This is a genomic window from Cytophaga hutchinsonii ATCC 33406, assembly GCF_000014145.1.
Taxonomy (GTDB): domain Bacteria; phylum Bacteroidota; class Bacteroidia; order Cytophagales; family Cytophagaceae; genus Cytophaga; species Cytophaga hutchinsonii.
The window spans coordinates 1176539-1198867 of record NC_008255.1 but is presented as its reverse complement, the minus strand read 5'-3'; the positions used below and the strand labels follow the sequence as shown (position 1 = coordinate 1198867).

The 22329-nt window shown below is 40.0% G+C and carries 16 protein-coding genes; 6 read left to right on the top strand and 10 right to left on the bottom strand.

The genetic code is table 11. From position 1 onward, the window contains the following. The first annotated feature begins 21 nt into the window (after positions 1-21). Genes lpxD through CHU_RS05050 form a run of 4 tightly spaced genes read left to right on the top strand, consistent with a single transcriptional unit; the run spans position 22 to position 3868 of the window. Positions 22-1071 (top strand): UDP-3-O-(3-hydroxymyristoyl)glucosamine N-acyltransferase, encoded by a 1050-nt coding sequence (gene lpxD, locus CHU_RS05065; protein ID WP_011584430.1) that lies wholly within the window; start codon positions 22-24, stop codon positions 1069-1071. Between the two features lie 9 nt (positions 1072-1080). Continuing rightward, positions 1081-2469 carry a bifunctional UDP-3-O-[3-hydroxymyristoyl] N-acetylglucosamine deacetylase/3-hydroxyacyl-ACP dehydratase gene (locus CHU_RS05060; protein WP_011584429.1) on the top strand — a complete coding sequence of 463 codons (1389 nt, stop codon included), beginning with the start codon at positions 1081-1083 and terminating at the stop codon, positions 2467-2469. Positions 2470-2471: 2 nt separating this feature from the next. Continuing rightward, the gene (gene lpxA / locus CHU_RS05055) at positions 2472-3251 is read left to right on the top strand and encodes an acyl-ACP--UDP-N-acetylglucosamine O-acyltransferase (RefSeq protein ID WP_011584428.1); all 780 of its coding nucleotides are present in this window, start codon (positions 2472-2474) and stop codon (positions 3249-3251) included. Further along, a complete protein-coding gene (locus CHU_RS05050) occupies positions 3251-3868 on the top strand; it encodes an ABC transporter ATP-binding protein (RefSeq protein ID WP_011584427.1) in 618 nt (205 codons plus the stop codon). The genes lpxA and CHU_RS05050 overlap by 1 nt, the downstream gene beginning before the upstream one ends. A 14-nt stretch (positions 3869-3882) precedes the next feature. Here the strand turns inward: CHU_RS05050 and CHU_RS05045 are convergent, their stop codons facing one another. The 3 genes from CHU_RS05045 to CHU_RS05035 all read right to left on the bottom strand — a co-directional run bounded on the left by CHU_RS05045 (position 3883) and on the right by CHU_RS05035 (position 6142). Then, a complete protein-coding gene (locus CHU_RS05045; RefSeq protein WP_011584426.1) occupies positions 3883-4155 on the bottom strand; it encodes a four helix bundle protein in 273 nt (90 codons plus the stop codon). 160 nt (positions 4156-4315) lie between these two features. Continuing rightward, entirely contained in the window at positions 4316-5329 is a 1014-nt protein-coding gene (locus tag CHU_RS05040) for a zinc-binding alcohol dehydrogenase family protein (protein ID WP_011584425.1), read from the bottom strand. A 141-nt stretch (positions 5330-5470) separates the two neighbouring features. After that, entirely contained in the window at positions 5471-6142 is a 672-nt protein-coding gene (locus CHU_RS05035; RefSeq protein ID WP_011584424.1) for an SGNH/GDSL hydrolase family protein, read from the bottom strand. A 44-nt stretch (positions 6143-6186) separates the two neighbouring features. On the opposite strand from CHU_RS05035, the gene CHU_RS05030 reads away from it, so the two are divergent. Both CHU_RS05030 and CHU_RS05025 read left to right on the top strand, forming a co-directional pair. Beyond that, positions 6187-8901: a WG repeat-containing protein gene (locus tag CHU_RS05030; protein ID WP_011584423.1), complete on the top strand. Its 2715-nt coding sequence runs from the start codon at positions 6187-6189 to the stop codon at positions 8899-8901. A 2-nt stretch (positions 8902-8903) separates the two neighbouring features. After that, positions 8904-9263 (top strand): hypothetical protein, encoded by a 360-nt coding sequence (locus CHU_RS05025; protein ID WP_011584422.1) that lies wholly within the window; start codon positions 8904-8906, stop codon positions 9261-9263. A gap of 126 nt (positions 9264-9389) precedes the next feature. Here CHU_RS05025 and CHU_RS05020 read toward each other — a convergent pair whose 3' ends face one another. From CHU_RS05020 to CHU_RS04990, 7 genes are all read right to left on the bottom strand, one after another. Further along, a complete protein-coding gene (locus CHU_RS05020) occupies positions 9390-9800 on the bottom strand; it encodes a DUF6691 family protein (RefSeq protein WP_011584421.1) in 411 nt (136 codons plus the stop codon). Positions 9801-10028: 228 nt separating this feature from the next. Then, positions 10029-10586 (bottom strand): YeeE/YedE family protein, encoded by a 558-nt coding sequence (locus CHU_RS05015; RefSeq protein WP_011584420.1) that lies wholly within the window; start codon positions 10584-10586, stop codon positions 10029-10031. Positions 10587-10750: 164 nt separating this feature from the next. Further along, positions 10751-15328 carry a T9SS type A sorting domain-containing protein gene (locus tag CHU_RS05010; RefSeq protein ID WP_011584419.1) on the bottom strand — a complete coding sequence of 1526 codons (4578 nt, stop codon included), beginning with the start codon at positions 15326-15328 and terminating at the stop codon, positions 10751-10753. Positions 15329-15355: 27 nt separating this feature from the next. Then, positions 15356-16588 (bottom strand): hypothetical protein, encoded by a 1233-nt coding sequence (locus CHU_RS05005; protein WP_011584418.1) that lies wholly within the window; start codon positions 16586-16588, stop codon positions 15356-15358. After that, a complete protein-coding gene (locus CHU_RS05000) occupies positions 16578-17666 on the bottom strand; it encodes a porin family protein (RefSeq protein WP_011584417.1) in 1089 nt (362 codons plus the stop codon). The genes CHU_RS05005 and CHU_RS05000 overlap by 11 nt, the downstream gene beginning before the upstream one ends. Positions 17667-17678: 12 nt before the next feature. Further along, on the bottom strand, positions 17679-20813 hold the full coding sequence (locus CHU_RS04995) for a hypothetical protein (RefSeq protein WP_041932203.1): 3135 nt from the start codon (positions 20811-20813) through the stop codon (positions 17679-17681). Between the two features lie 4 nt (positions 20814-20817). Further along, complete coding sequence (locus CHU_RS04990) at positions 20818-22323, bottom strand: hypothetical protein (RefSeq protein ID WP_011584415.1); 1506 nt, start codon at positions 22321-22323, stop codon at positions 20818-20820. Positions 22324-22329: the final 6 nt, after the last annotated feature.

The window sequence follows — 22329 nt, the reverse complement described above, 5'->3', positions numbered from 1 at the left end:
TATACTTTCACGACAATATAAATGGAATTTACTTTAGAGGAAATAGCGCACCTATTAGGTGGAGAAGTAAAAGGAGATGGGAAAGCTAAAGTCAGTTCAATTGCAAAAATTGAAGAAGCTTCCTCCGGAAGTATTTCCTTTTTATCTAATCCCAAATACGAAAGTTTCATTTATTCCACCAATGCCAGTGCGGTTATTGTAAAAAAGGATTTCCAGCCACGGGAATCGTTAAAGACCTCTTTAATACTTGTAGACGATCCATACACAAGTTTTACCACGATTTTAGAAGCTTATCAACAAGCATTAAACGCTTCAAAAATGGGTAAAGAAGAACCCAGCTTCATCGGAAAAAATGCTGTAATTGGTTCTAATCACTATATCGGAGCCTTTGCATACATTGGTTCAAATTGCAAAATCGGCAATAATGTTAAGATTTATCCACAAGCATACATTGGAGACAATGTTACTATTGGTGACAATACAACTATTTATGCCGGTGTTAAAATATATGCTAACTGCGAGCTTGGCAATCAGGTTACCATTCATTCCGGCTGTGTGATCGGAAGCGACGGTTTTGGTTTTGCTCCTCAGGCAGACGGAACGTATAAAACCATTCCGCAGATCGGAAATGTTGTAATCGGCAACCACGTTGACATTGGCGCAAACACAGTTATCGACTGCGCTACAATGGGTTCTACCATTATTTATGACGGAGTAAAAATAGATAACCTGATCCAGATTGCACACAACGTTAAGATTGGAAAAAATACCGTTATCGCTGCTCAGGCAGGCATTTCAGGCTCTACAACCATTGGTGAAAACTGCATCATTGCCGGCCAGGTAGGTATTATCGGCCACATTAAAATTGCAAATAAAACAACCATTGCAGCGCAAGCGGGCATTGGCAGAACTATATCAGAAGAAGGACTCACACTATTAGGCTCCCCGGCCATAGAAAAGTTAGATTTTTTAAAATCATTTGCCATATATAGAAAACTTCCCACATTACAGAAGCGTATAGAGGAATTGGAAGAAAAAACACTAAATTTGTCTGGAATAAAGGAATCCTAATTTTAATTAATGTATACTAAACAACACACTATAAAAGCGCCTGTAAAGGTTTCAGGCGTTGGACTGCATACTGGTGCTCAAGTAAATCTTACATTTGTTCCTGCTCCGATCAATCATGGTATTTTATTTAAACGCGTTGATCTACCCGATCAACCGGTTGTAGAATGTGATGTTGATAATGTGGTTGACGTTTCAAGAGGAACTTCGATTGAAAAAAACGGAGCCCGTATCAACACCGTAGAACACGCATTAGCCGCTCTTGTTGGTTTACAGATTGACAACATTCTTATTGAACTGGATGGCCCTGAAATTCCGATCATGGATGGAAGTTCCCTTCCGTTTATTGAAGCGATTAATGCAATTGGTTTAGAAGAACAAAATGCATTGCGTAACTTTTTTGAAGTACCACACGGTATCTTCTTCCAGGATGCTGAAAAAAACATTGAACTTGCCGCTCTCCCATTAGATGATTACCGGGTAACCGTAATGGTTGATTACAATTCTCCTGTACTTGGAAGCCAGCATGCAACCTTAAATAATATCAACCAGTTTGAAAAGGAAATTGCTTCCTGCCGTACCTTCTGCTTCTTACATGAACTGGAAATGCTGCATAAGCAGAACCTGATTAAAGGTGGGGATCTGAACAATGCAATTGTTATTGTTGACCGCATTGTAAAAGATGATGAACTGGACAGCCTGGCAAAACTTTTCGGTAAAGATAAAGTTGAAGTTAAGAAAGAAGGTATTCTGAATAATATCGAACTTCGTTATAAAAATGAACCTGCCAGACATAAATTATTGGATGTTGTTGGTGATTTAGCTTTGGTTGGCCGTCCGTTAAAAGCACAGATTATGGCAGCCCGCCCGGGCCATGCCTCTAACGTAGCTTTCGCTAAGAAATTAAAACGTGTAATGATGGATTCCAGACAAAAAGCCCCGCATTACGATATTACACAGCCGTCTGTGTTGGATGTAAATCAGATTTATAAATTACTTCCACACAGATACCCATTCAAACTGGTTGATAAGATTGTACACCTTGACGAGAATATGATTATCGGCGTTAAGAATGTTACCATCAATGAACCGTTTTTTGAAGGGCATTTCCCAGGAAACCCTGTTATGCCGGGCGTACTTCAGATTGAAGCGATGGCTCAAACAGGTGGTATCTTTGTGATGCAGTCTGTACCGGATCCGGAAAATTACTGGACCTATTTCCTGAGTATTGAAAGTGCAAAATTCCGTCGCATGGTTGTACCGGGCGATACATTGGTTTTCAAATGTGAGTTAACGGCACCAATCAAACGCGGCATTGCAAAAATGCAGGGTCAGGCTTATGTAGGAGGAAATTTAGTTTGTGAAGCAAGTTTAACAGCAAGTATTGTTAAAAAGAAATAAGCATGAATCAGCCATTAGCATATATACATCCGGAAGCTAAGATTGCACAGAATGTAGTAATCGAACCATTTACAACGATTCATAAAAACGTTGAAATAGGTGAAGGTACCTGGATAGGCCCCAATGTTACGATTATGGAAGGTGCGCGTATCGGAAAAAACTGCAAGATTTTCCCGGGTGCATCTATTTCAACGCTTCCTCAGGATCTGAAATTTGAAGGAGAAGAAACATTAACAATCATTGGTGACAATACCGTTATCAGAGAATGTGTTACCATAAGCAGAGGTACAAAAGATAAATTCAAGACTGTTGTAGGCAGCAATTGCTTATTAATGGCATATGTACACATTGCACACGATTGTATCGTAGGTGATCACTGTATCCTTGCAAATGCGGTACAGGTTGCTGGCCACGCTATTATTGATGATTATGCAATCATCAGTGGTGCGAGCGCTATTCACCAGTTCTGCAAGATCGGTGCACACGTGATGGTATCCGGAGGTTCATTGGTACGTAAAGATGTTCCGCCATATACAAAGGCCGGACGTGAGCCGTTGAGCTATTGCGGGATTAACTCCGTAGGATTAAGACGTCGTGGTTTTTCAAATGAAAAAATCAACGAGATACAGGATATTTACCGTGTTATTTATTTAAGAGGATTCAATAACTCTCAGGCATTAAATCACCTGGAAGTAAACTTCGCGCCTTCAAAAGAATTAGATGAGATCGTAAACTTCATGCGCAACTCGGACAGAGGTATCATGAAAGGAATAGGCGACTAGTGAAGATAACAGCAAGTAATATTGGCAAACGATATAACAGAGATTGGATCTTTAAAAACGTTTCTGTTTCTGTTGAAAATTGCTCAACCCTTGCGATTACTGGTGCGAACGGATCAGGAAAATCTACCTTACTACAAGTATTAAGTTCATTAACCGTACCGACTGTCGGTACGGTTTCTTTTTTTTCAGGAACAGATAAAATTGAGGATTCCGATCTATATAAACGTATCTCCTACGTTTCTCCATATCAGGAAATCATTGAAGAAATGACCTTAGCGGAAATGCTGCAGTTCCACCAATCCTTCAAGCAACTATCCATTAAAGACAGCGCTGCGTTTGCTGCGTATTGCGGCATTAGCAAAGGACAGAATAAAGAGATCCGTAATTTTTCTTCCGGTATGAAACAACGTGTTAAATTAGGTTTGGCATTATTATCTGATACCCCCCTGCTCTTTTTAGATGAACCTACCAGCAACCTGGATGAACAAGGCAGTAAATGGTATGTGAATGAAGTAACAAAACTGCTTGGCAAAAAAACCATTATTATCGCATCCAATATTCCGGAAGAATATGCGTTTGCGCAGAAGGTGCTGAAGATTTCGGATTACATTTTATAATTATGAATTATGAATTATGATCCGCCGCGGCGGAATGAATTGTCATTAACCTTCTTTGATGTAATAATAATGCTGCGAAGAATTTTCAACAAATCAACATTGTCATTGTACATACTTTCAAATTCAAATTCAGATATATACGTTGTTTCCTTTAGAAGTTCTAGCCAGTAAAGCGTTTCATCACATTCTTTTTGAGAAATGGACAATTTGTGAATGAAATCTGGCTTACGTTGAGCATTTACAGCTTCTCGAACATTGGCGCCAATAGAAGTGCCTGCCCGTAGCATTTGTTTACAACCCTCGCGCCAGTCTTCAGACTGGTGTGCACCATTTCGCTGTTATTGACTACATGTTAACAAACCAGTCAAAAACTGAAAAATCAACGGCACCAGTCCCGCTGCGCTAAGACTGGCGCCAGGTTCAAAAGGTACATAATTCATAATTACATTAAAACTCAATCACAACCTTCCCGATTGTTTTGCCGCTTTCAAGTAACACGTGTGCCTGTTTCAGGTTTTCAACGGTGAAACCTTTCAATACCTGCTTTAGTGTGGTGCGTATTTCTTTTTTATCAATAAGCGCAGCTACCTTTGTTAAGATCTCGTGCTGCTCGATCATATCATCGGTATTGAACATGGCACGTGTAAACATCAGCTCCCAGGAGAAACTTACACTTTTATTTTTCAATTTATTCAATGCAACCGGCGTTGCAGAGCCTGTTATAGATGCGATGTGCCCTTGTGGTTTGATAAGTTCAGCCATTACATCCCAATACGCATTAGCATCTACAAAATCCAGAATAAAATCTACCTGCTTAAAACCAATGGACTGCATTTCGGTTAACAGATCCGCGTGATTCACCACATGATCCGCACCCAGGTCTTTACACCATTGTTTAGTTTCAGGTCTTGAAGCGGTCGCAATGACGGTTAATCCTGCAACCTTTTTAGCCAGTTGAATCGCGATAGAACCAACACCGCCGGCACCGCCGATGATCAGAATACTTTTGCCTTTATCCTTATCAGGCTGAATACGGATTCGATCAAATAATATTTCCCAGGCAGTCAATGCTGTTAAGGGCAGCGCTGCAGCTTCAGCAAGAGAAAGGCTTTCAGGAGCCAGACCAACAATGCGTTCATCGACCAATTGGTATTCCGCATTTGTACCCGGCTTTGTCAGTTCGCCGGCATAAAAAACAGTATCTCCTTTTTTAAACAGGCTTACTTCATTGCCAATTTCTTCCACAATACCTACCGCATCCCAGCCGATGATCTTAGGTGTTTCCAGCTCCGCTTCTTTCGCGCTGTTCTGCCGCACTTTAAAATCTACCGGGTTCACCGATATGGCCTGTATTTTAACCAATAGGTTCCTTCCCGATGCAACAGGTTTGTCTGTTTCAAAAAGTATAAAACTATTTGTATCTGTTATCGGTAACGATCTTTTAAATCCAATTGCTTTCATAAATGATATCGTTTTATAGTTTCATAAAATACTTGCGCAAGCTATAGCAGCAATAAAAAATCTATGGAACAGGCAAATACCTGCTCCATAGATTTCAAAATACTAAAAGTATGTGTAAACGAAAATGATTTACCGTAAAATCTACCGCTGCAGAATTATATCCACCCATTCTTTATACATTTTTGCAGAAGGGTGTAATCCGTCTCCGGCAACCAGATCCGGCTCACTGAGCCCTCTTCTGGAGATTGGAGTAATGTTACAATACGTCAACCCTAACGAGTCAGAAAGCTGCTTATTTGCAGCATTAAACAAATCGATTTGTTGGGAAATACTCGCTTGATTACTTTTCCCAAAAGGTGTGTATCCGTAATCGGGAATGGATACGACAAAAACGTTTTCTTTCTTACCACCTGCAAATTGTATGGCACGTTGGGCCAGCTCTACAAATTCCGTCCGGTACTGGCTAATGCTTTTCCCCTGGTACTGATTGTTTACACCAATAAGTAGCGAAACCAGGTTAAAGGTGTCTTTTAAACCGGCTGCTTCAATAGCCATTTTTAAATTTGTTGTTGTCCAGCCGGTGCGGGCAATAATTTTATACGATGAAACCGATGAACCCGATTGTTTCATAGCAGACACAAGCTGTGCCGGAAAATTCTCATCCGCAGGCACACTTTCGCCAATGGTATACGAATCCCCTAAAGCCAGATACCGGATCGGTTCTGCTGGTTTGATCTCAGCTGCTTCATCTTTCATTTTGCAAGATAATAATCCAAAGAGAAGTATTGAAATCCGAAGTGTTTTTATAGTCATAATTCTGGTGTATTTTTAGGTTCAGTTATTTCACTTTTAAGAGGATGCTAAAACGAATCATACTTTTATTTATCTGCACTGGTTCATGTTTATTTTTCAAGAATGATGTTCAAGCACAATTAACGCTTTTTAAAGATAATAAAACGTGCCTCTATGGATATACGAATGATTCAGGAAAATGGATTGTACAGCCGCAATACCTACATGCAGAAGAATTTTATGGAGGATATGCTATTGTAGGAATCAACGAGCGCAAGGGATTACTTGATACGATTGGCAACGTGATCGTACCCTTACAATATGATTATATCATTCGTGAAAACGGGTGGTATGTACTGAAGCATGACACCGTTTATGATGTATTTGATCCCGTTTCTAAAAAAATAATGATCAAAGATTTTCCGCATATGATTATAGCATATGAAAAAGAATATGTGCTCTTTAAAAATCAGGATAGCTATGGCTTGGCTGCGGGCAATACCATCCTGCTGGAAAATTCAATCCGTATCGATATTAATCCCCGTGATCAGTCAGCAATTGTACATTACGGACCTGCGTACAGCGATTCCATACGCATCTATTTCATACAACAACGTACATTTGCTCCGGATACCTATAGTTATCTGCACTGGACGGATTCGAATCATTACCTGGCAAAAAAGGGTAACGCTTACGGATTGATCGATCATACAGGAAAAACGATTGTGTCATTTGACTATACAGATATTTATCTGAGCGACGCAGAAAACGCGCCACTAGTGCTTCAAAAAAAACACAACAAAGGATACGATGTATTTACTATTGCCGGACGAAAGTTGAATAAAAAAGCGTATCAGCAAATAGACACAGCAAGTCTCTTGCAATACAACATATATATTGTCACGCAAAAATCAAAACAAGGCGTATTGAATACAGATGGTAAATTAAAGATTCCGTGTGTATACGACAGTATTTCCTATGTCCTAGCCGGCGACTATCCGGCTTATCTGCTGCATTCATCCAAAGGTATTCAGGTTGCAAATACAGCGGGCAACATATTGCACAACGGTCATTATGAGAATATAGCGCTTTTAAAACCACTCTATGCCCCTGAGCCTGAATATTCCTATGAGGAACCGCTTCCCCCTTACATTATTTCTATCCTGCCCGATACATCTGTTATTGTATTGAATGTCCGTGATTCAACAGAATATCGTTCTGCTGCAGGTGAATATGCTGATGCAAGCTACCTGCTGTATTCTAAAGGTAAGTATGGTATGATCTCCGGCGGCTTGCAGCAGGTAGTACCACCGGTATATGATTTTATTTTCCCGTTTCAAAGCGAACATTCTTATACAACAATACTTCAACAGGGGCGGTTTGGCATTCTGGATCTTTATGGAGATGTGATCATACCGCCGGAATATCTTTTCATCAGTGAAAATCCGTTATCGGATGAATCCTTTATTTTTATGACAGAAGATTATTTATTCGGCATAAAAAATACTGCGGGAGAAATATTGGTTGAACCGGTTTATACAGCGCTGAGCGGTTATGATCCTGAAAAAGATTATTGCTGGGCAAAACATGCCGACAGCTCCGAACTCAGGCTGATTGACAGGAATGGCTCGTTAAAGAGTCCGCTTGATTTTGCATATCCCATTAATCTGGCTTCATCCGGCGGGGTGGTCATACAAGCCACAACCGAAGACCTTTACAACGAAACATATAAAACAGGTGTACTGGACTGCAATACATTCCAGCCGGTTGTACCTTTTAGCTATGCGCTTATTGTTCCGGTTAACGACAGCATCTATCTGTGCACAACAGAGGAAAGTTATACGGATTCAACGTATACAGATTTATACATCCAGCAGATGCACCTTGATTCTGTTACCGGCTGCGCTCTATTGCCTGACCAGATCATTGCGATAGAGCGCTGTTACAGCTGGGGATATTTAAAAAACGGCAAATGGCTTGTAAAGCCTGGCACAAAGCCTGATGTATATGGTGCTGAGATACGTGAACTATTACAAATGCAATCACAAACAATAAATAGCTATATGTCTGATCTGTATGGCGGTGAGTATGAAATCACACTGGCGTTTGACTCGACACACATACATACGGCATTAAGCAAACTTCTCAACTATGAACTGATACGATCATTCAGCAACGATCAGAAGCGTACATTTAATAATCTCTACATCGAAGAAGACATGGAAAATCGGCTTGTTTTGTACGACAGGGATTATGTTGACATATTGATTCAATCTGCTTATGAACCGGATGAAGAAATGTATTACGGCTATCGTAACGGCTACGCATCCGGCGGCAGCGAAACAATTACGGCAGTAGTACATACATCATCATTCGGAGAAATCAGGTCGTACAGCGAATCATGGGAAAGAGCCTCTTATTACGTGCATCATGAAAATATTCTGTATACCATTACCAGCAATAATCAGCTGAAACAACTATCGCTGGCAGATGTCACCAATCACCTGCAGCATACAGCTATATTGAGCAGTTTGATTAACCTGCAGCTGGATTCAATGGAAGATATTCAGCTTTCGTGCACAGACCGCGAACAGATTGTCGAACTCGCTACGGGATATCAGTTTGAAAAAGAAGGCTTGCTTTTTTATTTCGAAGATGAACGTTCGCAAAACAGCTATGAATACGAAGAAATAGAAGTACTTCTTCCCTACTCGCAGCTAATCCTTTATTTTAAAAAATCTGCTTACCTTACGGAATTGTATAAAAATTCTCTTAAATAATAATGAATCAAAAATCCGTTACCAAATTCTTTGTCTTTGTATTAACCCTGTTCATTGCAGAGATTGTATCAACCATTGCGAAAAATTATTTAAACATTCACACCGGTTACAGAGATCCATATAAGCTAACGGCAATACAGATGGGTATTATTATTGTAATTTATTATCCTGTTTTCACCCTGATCAGCAGCGTGGCAGAAATCATATCCACGCATTTTGTAAAGAAAACCAAAAGTGCCACCATTGGCGGCATGCCCGGATTAATCATCGCATTCATAATCGGGCTTCTGATCTGTTATGCCATTTTCTTAAATCAGTGGCACCACATTAATGTGTTGAAAGTGCTGTGGCGGAAGGTTTAGCAGAGGGTGAAGGGCTTAAAGCGGAAGGTTAGCGCAAGCATTCGCTTGTGCCTGATATACGTTAATAGCATTATGCTTTAAGTTTTAATTCTTGTACTTATCAGCATTTAGCTTTAAGCCTTTGGCCTACTGCGGCAGCTTATCCTTCACCACCCCATACACAAACGTGCCTGCAATTGCAGAGAGTATTGCAACCAGCATTACTTCTATTCCATTACCAAGCAATGCAAACATCGGCCCCGGACACGCGCCTGTTAAAGCCCAGCCCAGCCCAAAGATGATTCCGCCCGGCAATAAGCCTTTGTGATACTCTTTGCTGATGAGACGGATCTCTTCACCGCCGAAACTTTTCAGGTTGAATTTCTTAATAAGAAACACAGAGATGGCTCCAACAACAACAGCAGAACCGATAATACCATACATGTGTATACTTTGGAAATGAAACATTTCCTGAATACGGAACCAGGAGATCACTTCCGCTTTGGTCAGCACAATACCAAAGTAGATGCCGATGAGAAAGAATTTAATGTATTTCATAGTTCGTTTCGAGTTACTGGTTTCTAGTTACCAGATGTGAATAGTTACGTTTTGTTCAATAAGTAATTGAGTGTAGAGTGTATCGTTTCTTAATTGTAGTGCATTTCGTCATTTTAGATGTTCTTACTATGTAACGTACTTTCATGTTAGAGAAACAATTACACTATACACTCTACACTTCTATTCCATCCGTTTGGAATTTGTTTTTTGTCAGTTGGAATTTTACAATCAAAGAGCCAACACATAGGGTAAGATCAGGTACGTCATTACCAGACCTCCTATAAAGAAGCCAACAACGGCTATCAATGAATTAACACTTAACAGAGACAAGCCCATAATGGCATGACCCGATGTACAGCCGTTTGCATAACGTGTACCGAAACCAACCAGAAAGCCGCCGATCACAATCATAATAAATCCTCTGAGTGATAACAGGCCTTCCCAGGAGAATATATCTGCCGGGGCAAATCCGTCAAACTGATGCACGCCCTGCTGGTTTAAGAGTGCATAGGTATCATCGCTTACATTTACTGTAGGATTTAGATATGCATGCGCAACCCATGCTCCTGCTACTGTACCGAGGATCAGTACCAGATTCCAGCTTTCCTTTTTCCAATCGTAATTAAAGAATGGAATAGACTTAGGCGCAAACATGGCACAGATATGCCGGAAGTTCGACGACACGCCAAATTGTTTGTTGCTAATGAATAATAAAAGCGGCACCATGAGTCCGAGCAGCGGACCTGAAACGTACCACGGCCAGGGTTGAGAAATAAAGTCGAGCATATATGCAGTATATTTTATGTTTTTAGAACGTGTTTCCGAAAGCTATGTTAAAGCGTTTAAGAGAATATTAGTATAACACCTGGTATACCCGATTAATTCCATACAAAAGGCCCGACTCTTCCAAAGAATCGGGCCTTCTATATTACTATTTTTTTTCAATGAACTTAATGTACCACCACAAACTTCTGGGTTTTAATACCACTGGATTGATTACTTAAGCGAAGCGTATAGAAACCGCTTGCATAGTGTTGTGTATTTACTACAAAACCATCTGTCTGATCTGCTGCAATACCCTGATCAACAACTTTGCCCAGACCATCAATCACACACCAGGAATAATCACCGGATAATGTTCCGCTGAGGATAACATGTACCAGATCATTAGCGGGATTTGGATACATCATGACTGTTGATGTTGACTCATTCGGATCAAAAACACTTGTAATTACATCTGCACCTAATCCTTTGTACGCTGCCTGATAAATTTCTTTTGTAACATTATTTTGTACAAAAGCAATCACAGCAAGTTTATCCGGATTATATATATTTGATGGCGTAAATGACCAGATAAAGGGAACGGTTTCTGTTCTATCTTTTGACCAATTCCCGGAGAAACTTTTACCTGCAGCATCCGGCAGGAACTTTGCATGCACCCACTCATAGTTTTTTTCACCATTTATTCCGGTTATATTATTCACGTAGCGTTCAAGCACAGATATATATACCGTTACATTATTATTTACCGGCATTGTATTTTTTACAGTTACACTTCCGGAAATAGTATTTGCCGTTAAAATTGGTTCTAATTTTATTTCAAACGCCGGGTCGTATAATGAACGCGTATCAATAAGTTCTTGTGTGATACGTGCCGTATTACCTTTGTAATAAGATCCATCTACTGTTGAGTACGGCACCTGTGTAACACCATAATAAAGCGACCTTGCACCGGCATCCGGTATGTTACGGCTATACATTGGATCTGATCCGGGAAAGGCTGTATGGTATTGCAAAGCAATAATATCTTTAGGTATACCATCCTTTTGATTTGCATTCAATAATTTATTCAGTTCAACATTGTCCTGCACGGTATTCGAACTGGAGTTATTGGTAAAGTGTTCGGCAAGCATCAACCGTTTACGGTCTCCGATCCAGACATTATCAAATGCAAAGCCATTTGTTGTATCCGTAGTTCCGGCAAAGGATATTCTGAAACGAATATTTTTATTCGTGCCTAATTCTTTATCAAAAATATGACGTGCATTTTTCCATCCTGCAGAATCTGTACCCGTCCAGCCGTATTGATTTAAAGAAAGTGGTCCCGATGGACGGGCAGCAATATTAGATGTGTTGTTGTACCAGTTAACACCGGATTTATTAGGTTCTCCTAATGTAAACCAATTCGTACCATCAACAGCGTATTGCAAATTTGCACCGGAAATATTTTGAATGGTTGCAGACCAAATATCCATATGAATCATTGGCTTTGTAATATCCGTTAATGTAAAACAAGGACTATATACGTAAGAGATTTCATTGGGATTATGTGATTTAGTAAGACTTGTTACCCAAGCTGCACTATCAGATTTTATTATGGATTTATTTGGCTGACCTAATACCCATGACGATAAGGTATCTGTTTCTGAACTTGAAACCCAATCACCTACAAGATTGTTAAAGTTATTCGAATAAGGTACATCTGATGATATATCTATAGAAGGGAGAATAAATACTTTTTGGGTATCACTTGCAATACAATTATAATTTGTCTTAGCTTTCAATGTAACCTTATATGTAGCAGGCGTAGTGTAAGTATGAGTCGTATTGCCATTAACATTATTATTTAATGCTATATTCTCTTCAGAGCCACCTTCAGTAAATTTCCAGTATACATTCGTAATAGCACCAATATCGATAGTAGAATTATTAAAAAACTTTGTTGCTTCTTTATTACAAATTTTATCCCATGTAAATTTTGTTTTTGGATACGAACCAATGGTAACATTTTTAGTAATTGTATCACTGCAACCTTTATCTGTAATAGTAATATATGAAAACTTATGGCTTCCTGCCAATAATGCAGTATCCAGGTCTTTCCTTATAACTGTTTTGTCATCAATAACCCATTTCCAATTGTTGTATGCACTTGGGGCACTAGTTGGGGAAACAAGTACAGATGAAGAGTCTCTAAATAAGATAATATCACTTTCACAAAATGAAGACATGGTAAAGCTTGCTTTAGGTTTTTCATACACAACAGTTTTTATTGTCGAATCACCTTTACATCCATTATTATCCGTATACGTGTATGTAATATAATGTGTATTAACACCTGCTAAAGAAGGAGAAAATATAGTACCAGCAACAGCGCTTACTACCGGACTGCTTGTAAAGCTGGAAGCACCAGCCACATATGCCGGAAACGCTGTTAAATTAGATAATTCTTCTTTATCACAGTATTTTGATTTTAATCCCGAAAAATAAACTTGCGGAATTGAATGCACAATTACAGTTACACTATCCGTATTTGTACAATTGGAAGTATTTTCGGTATAGTTATATAACACCCTGTATGTTCCGGCATTGGTTGAATTTCCAGGATAAAATATATTACCATTCAACGTATTATCATCTAGTTCTGTATTCAAAAGAGGCTTGATCGAGTATACCCCTGCTCCTGGTGTACTATTTGATACTACACCTGTTAATGTCACAGGATTATCACCCAAACAATATTCTCTTTTGGGATTGAATCCCAAAAGAGTCACCTGTGGTGATAGAATTATTGTTGTTGTGTGTTCTACAATTGTCTGACATTTCTCTTCATTTACATAAATGAAGCTTATTACATAATCCTGACTTTTATTATTGTTATTATATTGAGCCGCAATACCTGGATTAAAAGTATTTCCATTAGTACCTACCCCACTAAAAAAACCACCGCTAAATAAGGTTTCCCCATTTAGCGGTTTAAGTTCGGCTATGCTTGCTTTATCACAATACTTAGAATTCAATCCGCTAAAATCTAATCCTGTAGTGACGGCATTAACGATTACAGTTTTTGAATCTGTATTTGTACAATTATTTAAATCTGTATAGGTATATAATACAGTATTTGTATTTATACTTCCAATCGTTGCATTAGCGGGATTAAAATTATTTCCGCTTATAGCCGGAGAACCTGAAAATTCACCTGTTCCTCCGGATGGATAAGTAGAAACACTCATAGGCACTGTTGCATCCTGATTACAGAACTTCTTTCTGAAATTAGGTGCAACCGTATCCTGTATAATTGTAACTTGTGGTCTTTTGTGAATGGTAGTTGTCTGCGGAAAATTAATAAGGCCTGCATAATTGAGGTTTATAGTAACCGTTACCTGTTGCTGATTTCCGAAATCAACAAGTGCCGGATTAAATGTAGCTGTACCTGTTGAAGCATCAAATTCTGTAATACCTTCGCCGCTGAAGGTACCTGTGCCTAAATTTGTTGATAAAAGTACAGGGGCATTATATTCACAATATTTTTCAGCTAAACCATTTATAATAATATTATTCGTATTAGATACTGTCATTTCTCTGGTTTCTGTAGCAGAACATCCATTAGGCGCTTTTATTGTTCTTGAAATTATATGTGTACCAACACCTGCAGCAGAGGGAGTAAAAAGAGCCGTTGAATTACTAACGCCATTTCCACTCAATATAATTGTTCCGCCTGAAGATGGGTTATTTTGTGTACCTGAAATTTTAACAGGGACATCATTTATCGCATAGGTACTTTTAGCAGGATCTAACGTTATCGAAACAGTTGGTGCCTCTAAAATAGTTGTCTGTTGTGTAGTTTCACCCGAACAGCCATTTGCATCTGTATACGAATAAGTAATATTTTTTACACCAACAGATGGTACAGATGGTTTGAATAATGTACCGCTGATTGCCATACTCCCAGAAAAAGTCCCTCCGGAAGGAAAGCCTGTCAGCTGGTCATCCAGGCCATTTGAACAATAGGTATTATCCAATCCAAAAAAAGTTACTGATGGTTTGGGATTTACGGTGATAGTTGCCGTCGCTGTTCCCGAACAGCCATTTTGTGAAGCCGTATAAGTAATCGTATAACTGCCTGTCCCTGCTGCTACCGGACTGAATGTTGACCCCGAAACACCTGTTCCCAGATACGTACCTCCCCCCGGAGTGCCTCCGGAAAGTGTTTTATCACCGCTATTGATACATAGATTATTTAATGAACCTAAATTCAAATTTACATTAGCTTGATTAGCGCTCACAGATGCGTGTGTATTTGTATAAGCAGCATTACCCGCCTGTGTTGCGGTACCGCCTGTGCGCACGATATTTTGTGAACCGGAAGAATTCGTTGCTTTTATCTGAATGTTTGTTAATTCAAACTTATCTACCGTAGCCGTTGCAGTTGCCAGATAATACAGCGTTATTTTTGTTGCTGTTACAGTTAAGGCAGAGAATGTAATATCATTCCCTGAAGCTGTTACAGAGCCATTGCCAGGATTAAATTCAAAATTAGAAGGCGCATTTATTTCATACGTCTGCACAGTTGCATTCGACGAAAAGTCTGCCATGACACCTTCGGCAATCGTAATTTTCCCTATCGTTGAGAATCCATTACCAACGCATAGATTCAGGTTGCCGGCAGATGTAACACTTACATTGGCAAACACATGTACCGAAGAAATAAACAATCCGACCAGGAAGATAAATTTATTTTTAAGAACCATATCAATAATTATTTTTACTTTTTTATTTTATTTCAATTCGCCGTTTGAATCAATATGAATGAGCGCCATAACAGCATTGGCTCCTGTTGCATTACCGCCGAACGCAATAGTACCTGAAACAGCGAAACTTCCATCCGGCAATTGAATAATAGAAGAGCCGGTATCTTCCCCTGTGCCGCCAAATGTTTTTGTCCAGATTGGAGACAGGTTTGAATCCGTACGAATTACTAATATATCCGTACTGCCATTCTTTATTGTTGATCCGGCAATAACAAAACCGCCGTCAGCTGTTTTTAAAAAACCGGAAACAATATCAAGATCCGGCGTCTCAAAAGATTTGTATGCAATAAAATCTTCATTAACTGCTGTGTGTAAAATATACACATCTCCCGTTGTGGTTGTGCCTAGAATGTATTTATCTCCTGCAGCAGCAAGAATAATATCCTGCGCGTCTTTAATATCTATATTTTGAGACTGATATGTACCTTTTCCAATGTTAGAAGCACTGCCATAACCTGTCTCTTCAAATCTTCCTGTTGTCACCAACATATCAAAGCTGGATGTGCTACCTCCGGCATCTCTCGTGTAAGCACTGGTCAGATAATTCATATCATCAATCTGCTGTATGGCAGTTCCATAATTAAACAAATCATTGCTTGTACCGTTACCATATTTTGCACTCCAGATTGTATCGCCTGTTGCTGTCATTTTTAACAGGTACACAGCACTTTTTGCGGCCGGGAAATTTGTGGTTGTACCAACAGTGATATACCCTCCATCCGTAGGCGTATTTATGATACGCGCAGCAGATTCATTCTCTCCTGTTACACCAAACTCTTTTGTCCAGATTTCTGTTCCATCGCTGCTCAGTTTAATGATCCAGGCATTGGTATTTGTACCGGCACTTTCCGCTTTTGACCCTGCAATCACATAACCGCCATCCGCTGCTACCTGAATATTGTATGCTTCATCATCCCCTGCACCGCCGAATATTTTATTCCATTGTTCATTCCCATATGCATCGGTCTTTACAACCAGTATCTGTTTACCGTTTCCGTAAGCATCCGTAGTACCAACTAATATATAACCGCCATCATTGGTTGCTACTACATTACCTGCTTTTTGATTTCCGCTCTTACCGTAATATTTAATAAAGCTGTCTGCCTGTTCCGGTGCAATTTTTTCTTTCCGGCAATTGCTAAACAATGCTGTGCTCAGAATTAAAATAAAAATAATATATGCCTGTTTATTATTTTTCATAGGTAGGTAATTTTTTAGGCTTGTAGAATGATTTATAATAACCTATTGAAAACATCAAGGAATTCAACGTGAAATCATTATCTATATACCCGTATTTATAGATCAATTCATCGTTGCTGTACTTATTGTCCATATCTGAAATATTATTCAGGCCATACATATATTTTACATCCAGCACCAGGTATCCGTAACCGGCTTTGTAGCGGATACCGCCGCCGCCGACCAGGGAATAATTGAACATGTTACGCAGGTCACGTGTATTAATATCCGGCCCGATCGCCTGATTGGATTGCGTTGCAGCGTCCTTACGGACAATATTACTGTTCGAACTCAGGATCATTGAAACGGCACCGCCCGCCTGTAAATAATAGCGTAGTTTTTTCTGTCCCATCGTATACTTCAACACAATCGGGAGTTCCAGCCACAACTGATTTTCTTTCATGGTCAGTTCCGAATAACCCAACAAGGTATTTTTATACTGATACGTTTTGAAAGACAATAAGAGGTCTGCACCTACGCTCCATTTTTTAGTTAAATATACATCCAGATTAGCGCCAAACTGTAAATTGAAATAAGACGTGTATTCACCTGATGATTCTGCTGTATTTGAAACCCCATATGGCACAAAAGAACTTGGCTTGGTAAGGTTCATACCTACCTTTGCTCCAATCGCAAAGACCGGATTCGTACGGTATGAATTGTATAATTGAATAAATTCTGACGGATCTGTTACCGGGTTCACCTGATATTCAGGATCCAGTTTAATCAGCTTCAGAAAATATTCATTTGCCGCTTCATCTTGATTGTCGAACAGCTTAGATAAAATAATCAGCCTGTATCCTTGTAATTTTTCAAATTTGCTGAGCCCTTCGCTTTCTATACAAGGCAATATCATATCTTCAATTTCATTGATACGACCGGCTTCATACGTTTTCTCCGCATCACGCAACAACTGTACACAGCGGTTCTCAATGATAGAATCTTTGCTGCTGCTGCTCTGTGCCTGTAGACTTATAGTCACGAAGCATGCAACAAACAAACTGATTGCTGAAATAAATGGAGTGCATCTTTTTTTCATCTGCATATCTCCTTAGTAAATTGTATTCATATTGGTTTCCTGGCTTGGTAAAGCCGGACAGGTTAATTCATACGGTACACCATCTTTTGCTACATAGCGTTTCCATTCCGCACCGGTCATGTTTCGTTTGATCAGGTCGCACATCTGATCGGCCATGATCTTGCTGCTTGTCGGCCAGATCCGGATCAGGTTATCACCGCAGCCGGCAATCAGCTTATCGCCTTCTGCATTAAAGGTCATAGACCATACCCAGTTCGTGTGATCTTTTAAGATCAACGGCTGCTCACTCAATTCAGAAAGATCCCATACGCGGATGGTACCATCAAAGCTTGCAGAAGCAAGTTTGGAATCATCTTTACTGAATTTCATTTCGTTCACGCGTGCCTTATGTCCGGGTAATGCAACAACCAGTCTTCTGCCTTCTACATCCATGATCTTGATCAGGCCTGAATTATTGGCAATCGCAAGAAACTCCCCATCGTGGCTGTATTGCAGGCTGTAGTCTGCTGTCGTTCCTCTATCAATCAGATAGGGTGTAAATTCATTATACAGGGAGATAATCATGGTTTCGCCTTTATCATTGGCGACCGCAATTACTCTTCCTTTCGGGTGCAGCGATACTGCTTTGATATTATGTCTGTCTCTGTAAACGGTTATCGGTACACCGGAAGAAAGATTCCAGATCATTACCGTACTGTCTGCACTGGCAGATACCAGCGTTTGATTGTCCGGTGAAAATGCTGTGTACAATACCGTTTTTTTATGGCCTTTCAATAGTAAAGGTGCGTCACCTTCTTTCGTAAGATTAACCATACGAATATTCGGTGATGCTCCGCCGCTGGCAAGCATGGTACCGTTCGAACTTAAAGACAATGCTCCGAGTGCATAATTGGTATTGTATACAGTCTTTGGTTTCGGATTTGCAGCAGTCATATCCCAGCTGAAGATCTTACCATCACTTCCGGCTGTGTACATGCCTTTGCCATCTGCTGTATATGCAATTGACCGCACGGCATCTTTATGTGCATGCAGGGCATTGTAATCTTTTACTTTCAGATTTTTCAGCGCATAATACAAACCGTCATAGATTTCATGCTGGTTTACATTTCCGCCATTTTCTTTATAGAATTCATACGCCTGAAAAGCCAGTAATGCTTTGCGCATCGTATCCTCTTCCATCTGCACAGATTTCACTGCCATAGACTGGGCAATAGACAGCAAACGAAGTTTATCGGCACGTTGCTTTTCCTGTTTCGCCTGCTTCTCATTTTTCACTGCAAGCTCGCGCTGCATCTCGGCGATCTTCTGCTGTTTGGTTGCTTCTGTAGCATAGGTTACAGCGATGTTCCGCTGCTTCTGTGCTTCGTTAAAGTTTTTCTCCGCTATACCTTGCTGATGTTTTGCTTCTTCAGCAGCAAGTACCGCAAAATCTTTCTGCCTCTGCGCTTCCAGTGTTTGCTGCTCAGCAATACCGGTCTGCTTTTTAGCTTCAGCTTCCTGCGTCAACGCGATCCCTTTTTGCTTTTCTGCCTCGATCCGCTGATTGTTCGCTTCAACGGTTTTCAGAATAGAGAATACCAGTGAACCAAGCGCCATGATGGTAAAGATACCAAGAACCAACGCTATGATACGGGCACGTTTTAAAGCTTGCTTTTGTGCAAGTTCTTTTAAACGCTGCTCTTCTTCATGTGCCTCATTACTTGTATCCAAAAATACCATTGCACGCTCAAAGGCAGAGTCGTAGCGCTGCGCCCAAACCAATGTAGGTTTGTTTTTCTGTTTCCAGTTTAATGCAAGCTGCAAATCGGGTGGCCTCCATAAACCTGCCTTTCCGATCTGATAACTGGATGCCGCATCAGACAAACGAATATACATCTGAGCAGATTCACCTTCTTCTTCTACCCATTTTTTCAACCGGGTCCAGATACGCATGAGACTTTCATGTGAAATATCAATGATGCTATCTGAAGCCAATGCAACATGCACCGGAGGCATTAATAACGAACGGCCTTCTATACGGAAGTGATCAATGATATGCGCCATATCGTCTTCACTGCAGCCGGCAACATTCGCAATAGTGGAAAGTTTTGTGGGCCTGCGTATACCAGCCGAATCAGAACCTTTCTCTGTTAATGTTTTAAATAAAATCTCGCAGTAAAATTTCTGCTGTTCGGTAAGTTCATCGTATGCTTCATCCGCGTGTTGAGATAAAGCACCCGACATGGAACCGATTGCTTCGTAATGTCTCAGGTCCAGAATTTCTTCGGGCTCGTGATTCTCTGCCCAGAATGTCCAGGTACGCATTAACGCGTGCTGAATGATCGGCAGCTGGTCGGGATTATCGCCCAGATCATTTAACAGCTGCTGTACAAGGCGGGAAGAGATCTCCGCACCACCTACCGCTACCGGTCCTTCAATGGCCAGACGCTTCTGCTCTCGAACCATCTGAGGAATCAGGTAATGACTCTCGTTGATGTATTTTGTCAATTCAGGAAACTGTGCACAGTCGCCAATAAAATCCGAACGCATGGTGATTACCACGTAAATATTCGATTTCAGATCTTTAACCGCTTCCATCAGCAAATTAATGTATGCCAAGGATTCATTGGTGGTATTGGTATCTTCTGTGCGTTTAAAACGGAACAGTTCTTCAAACTGATCGGCAACAATCAAAACGTTATTCCCATTATCCAGATGCAGTTGTCTTACCGCTTCAATTAAACCCAGCGACGAACTTTTTAATAACGTAGAAGTAATCGTTTTTTTCAATCGCTTATCTTCTGCATCTGCTACCAGGTATTCTGCATCTTTCTGCAGCAAGGCTTCAGAAAGATTGTCAATGGGACATCCGCCCGGACGTGTGGTGATGACGTGCCAGTTAGGGCCCACATGAGAAAGAAAACCTCCGTATAAGATCGGAATCACTCCGCAGAACATAAATGAAGATTTACCGCTGCCGGATGCACCGATAATACCTACAAATTTATTTTTTGAAAGTTTATCCAATACTTCATCACTTTGTCCTTCCCTGCCGAAGAATAAATGACTTTCATCAACGTTGAATGCACGCAGTCCGGGAAATGGATTTTGCATTGCACGCGTCAGTCCAATATGTTCCTGATCGATAAGATGTATATAATCGCTCATACTCTTATACCGTTATTTGTTTCAGAAATGGTTGAATAATTTCTTTCTCAAAATTACCCGCATTGCTTCGAATGATTGAGAAATTATATTTTTTATAGTATTCAGAATCGATTAATTTATCTGTAGATAAATAAATGGCTTTACCGATCATGTTTTTCTTTCTGCCAAAACCAGGTGCCTTCAAAATATCCAGCACTTTACTTTTCACCCACTGTTCCGAAACCTGATCACTGAAGATCAGACAGGAATCACAGGCATTTAAATTGTTGCGGTGACTGGCACGTACTTCCATAATATCTCCTTCAAACATCGGCAGCAATACATCAAAACCATTTTGTTTCAAATGATTTACAACCGGCTGGCATTTGCTGATATCAATTGCGTCAACAATTACATAGATATTTTTTCCTGAATCTGATGATAACGCTGCCTCGGGAATAAAGTAGCCATATCCCTTGTCATCTTTGATTGTGGCAAGCTCTCTTTTTATTAAAGACTTAAATTCTTCAATAGGTATTTTCAATACTTCAGCGCCATTCATTGATTCTGTATTGCTGATAAACGACTCCATAAGAAGCTGCTGCTTATCATCAGCAAAACTAAGCTCTTGTGGAATCCAGATCAAACGTCTGAATGGAATACTGTTTTTCTTTGTGTTGCTGTATTCCACTGCAATCTGATTCTGCAGTTTCATCAATTCCACTTCCTCTCTGTTTTCAAATTCTTCACTGATAAATGATTCACCTATTAAATGAATAGACAATTTACATTTATCCAGATCCGATTTAATCGTAACATTTGTATCCACAGCATGCGGAGACAATACTTTATCCGGCAATACGTGGTATCCGTGCCGCTCAAGTTCGCGGCGGATAATATTTTTCTGAATCAGTAAATCATTTCCTGTTTCAGCCAGATAGATACATTCATCGGGCATACTTTCCGTAGCCTTCTGTTTAAAATCTGCATTGATCGCCTGTGATTGATTGTAGTAAATAACTTTATAAATATCATAAGCTAAATCTACCAGACGCATCCAGTAAGTCTTCTCCGCATCCTGCCCGAAAAAAGCATTAAACTCTTTCATCAAACCTGTAAACGGGTCGTACATGAACAGATCATAACTCACCAGTTCTCTTAATAAAGGATGGTATTTTTCCGGCTCAACAAACGACTTCGCAGCTTTAAACATCCGGAGTTTACCATCAATACGCATGTTATTGGAATTACTCATCAACAACTGTAAGTATTCCGCTTCTTTAATAAATTCTCCGGAAACAATGTATTCCGGAGAAACCAGATAAATAACAACACACGCTTTTTCAAACGGATTGAATCCTGGTTCTGTGATTTCCTGACTCGTGATGATTTTGGGATGATGCTGCAGCAGCTGTGATATCAATGTATCCAGAAACTTTTTAAAATTATCTACCCATCCGGCATCGTAGCCCGGAAGCTTTTCATTATCCGTTGAGGTATAACTTAAAAATATATCGTATTCAAAAGCCATTTGTTT

What these genes read in the sequence shown, in the direction of transcription:
- CHU_RS04990 (WP_011584415.1), bottom strand. Translation starts at nt 22,323, where the DNA reads ATGGCTTTTGAATACGATATATTTTTAAGTTATACCTCAACGGATAAT.
- lpxD (WP_011584430.1), top strand. Translation starts at nt 22, where the DNA reads ATGGAATTTACTTTAGAGGAAATAGCGCACCTATTAGGTGGAGAAGTA.
- CHU_RS05015 (WP_011584420.1), bottom strand. Translation starts at nt 10,586, where the DNA reads ATGCTCGACTTTATTTCTCAACCCTGGCCGTGGTACGTTTCAGGTCCG.
- CHU_RS04995 (WP_041932203.1), bottom strand. Translation starts at nt 20,813, where the DNA reads ATGAGCGATTATATACATCTTATCGATCAGGAACATATTGGACTGACG.
- CHU_RS05030 (WP_011584423.1), top strand. Translation starts at nt 6,187, where the DNA reads ATGCTAAAACGAATCATACTTTTATTTATCTGCACTGGTTCATGTTTA.
- CHU_RS05000 (WP_011584417.1), bottom strand. Translation starts at nt 17,666, where the DNA reads ATGAAAAAAAGATGCACTCCATTTATTTCAGCAATCAGTTTGTTTGTT.
- CHU_RS05040 (WP_011584425.1), bottom strand. Translation starts at nt 5,329, where the DNA reads ATGAAAGCAATTGGATTTAAAAGATCGTTACCGATAACAGATACAAAT.
- CHU_RS05010 (WP_011584419.1), bottom strand. Translation starts at nt 15,328, where the DNA reads ATGGTTCTTAAAAATAAATTTATCTTCCTGGTCGGATTGTTTATTTCT.
- CHU_RS05035 (WP_011584424.1), bottom strand. Translation starts at nt 6,142, where the DNA reads ATGACTATAAAAACACTTCGGATTTCAATACTTCTCTTTGGATTATTA.
- lpxA (WP_011584428.1), top strand. Translation starts at nt 2,472, where the DNA reads ATGAATCAGCCATTAGCATATATACATCCGGAAGCTAAGATTGCACAG.
- CHU_RS05005 (WP_011584418.1), bottom strand. Translation starts at nt 16,588, where the DNA reads ATGAAAAATAATAAACAGGCATATATTATTTTTATTTTAATTCTGAGC.
- CHU_RS05020 (WP_011584421.1), bottom strand. Translation starts at nt 9,800, where the DNA reads ATGAAATACATTAAATTCTTTCTCATCGGCATCTACTTTGGTATTGTG.
- CHU_RS05025 (WP_011584422.1), top strand. Translation starts at nt 8,904, where the DNA reads ATGAATCAAAAATCCGTTACCAAATTCTTTGTCTTTGTATTAACCCTG.
- CHU_RS05045 (WP_011584426.1), bottom strand. Translation starts at nt 4,155, where the DNA reads ATGCTACGGGCAGGCACTTCTATTGGCGCCAATGTTCGAGAAGCTGTA.
- CHU_RS05060 (WP_011584429.1), top strand. Translation starts at nt 1,081, where the DNA reads ATGTATACTAAACAACACACTATAAAAGCGCCTGTAAAGGTTTCAGGC.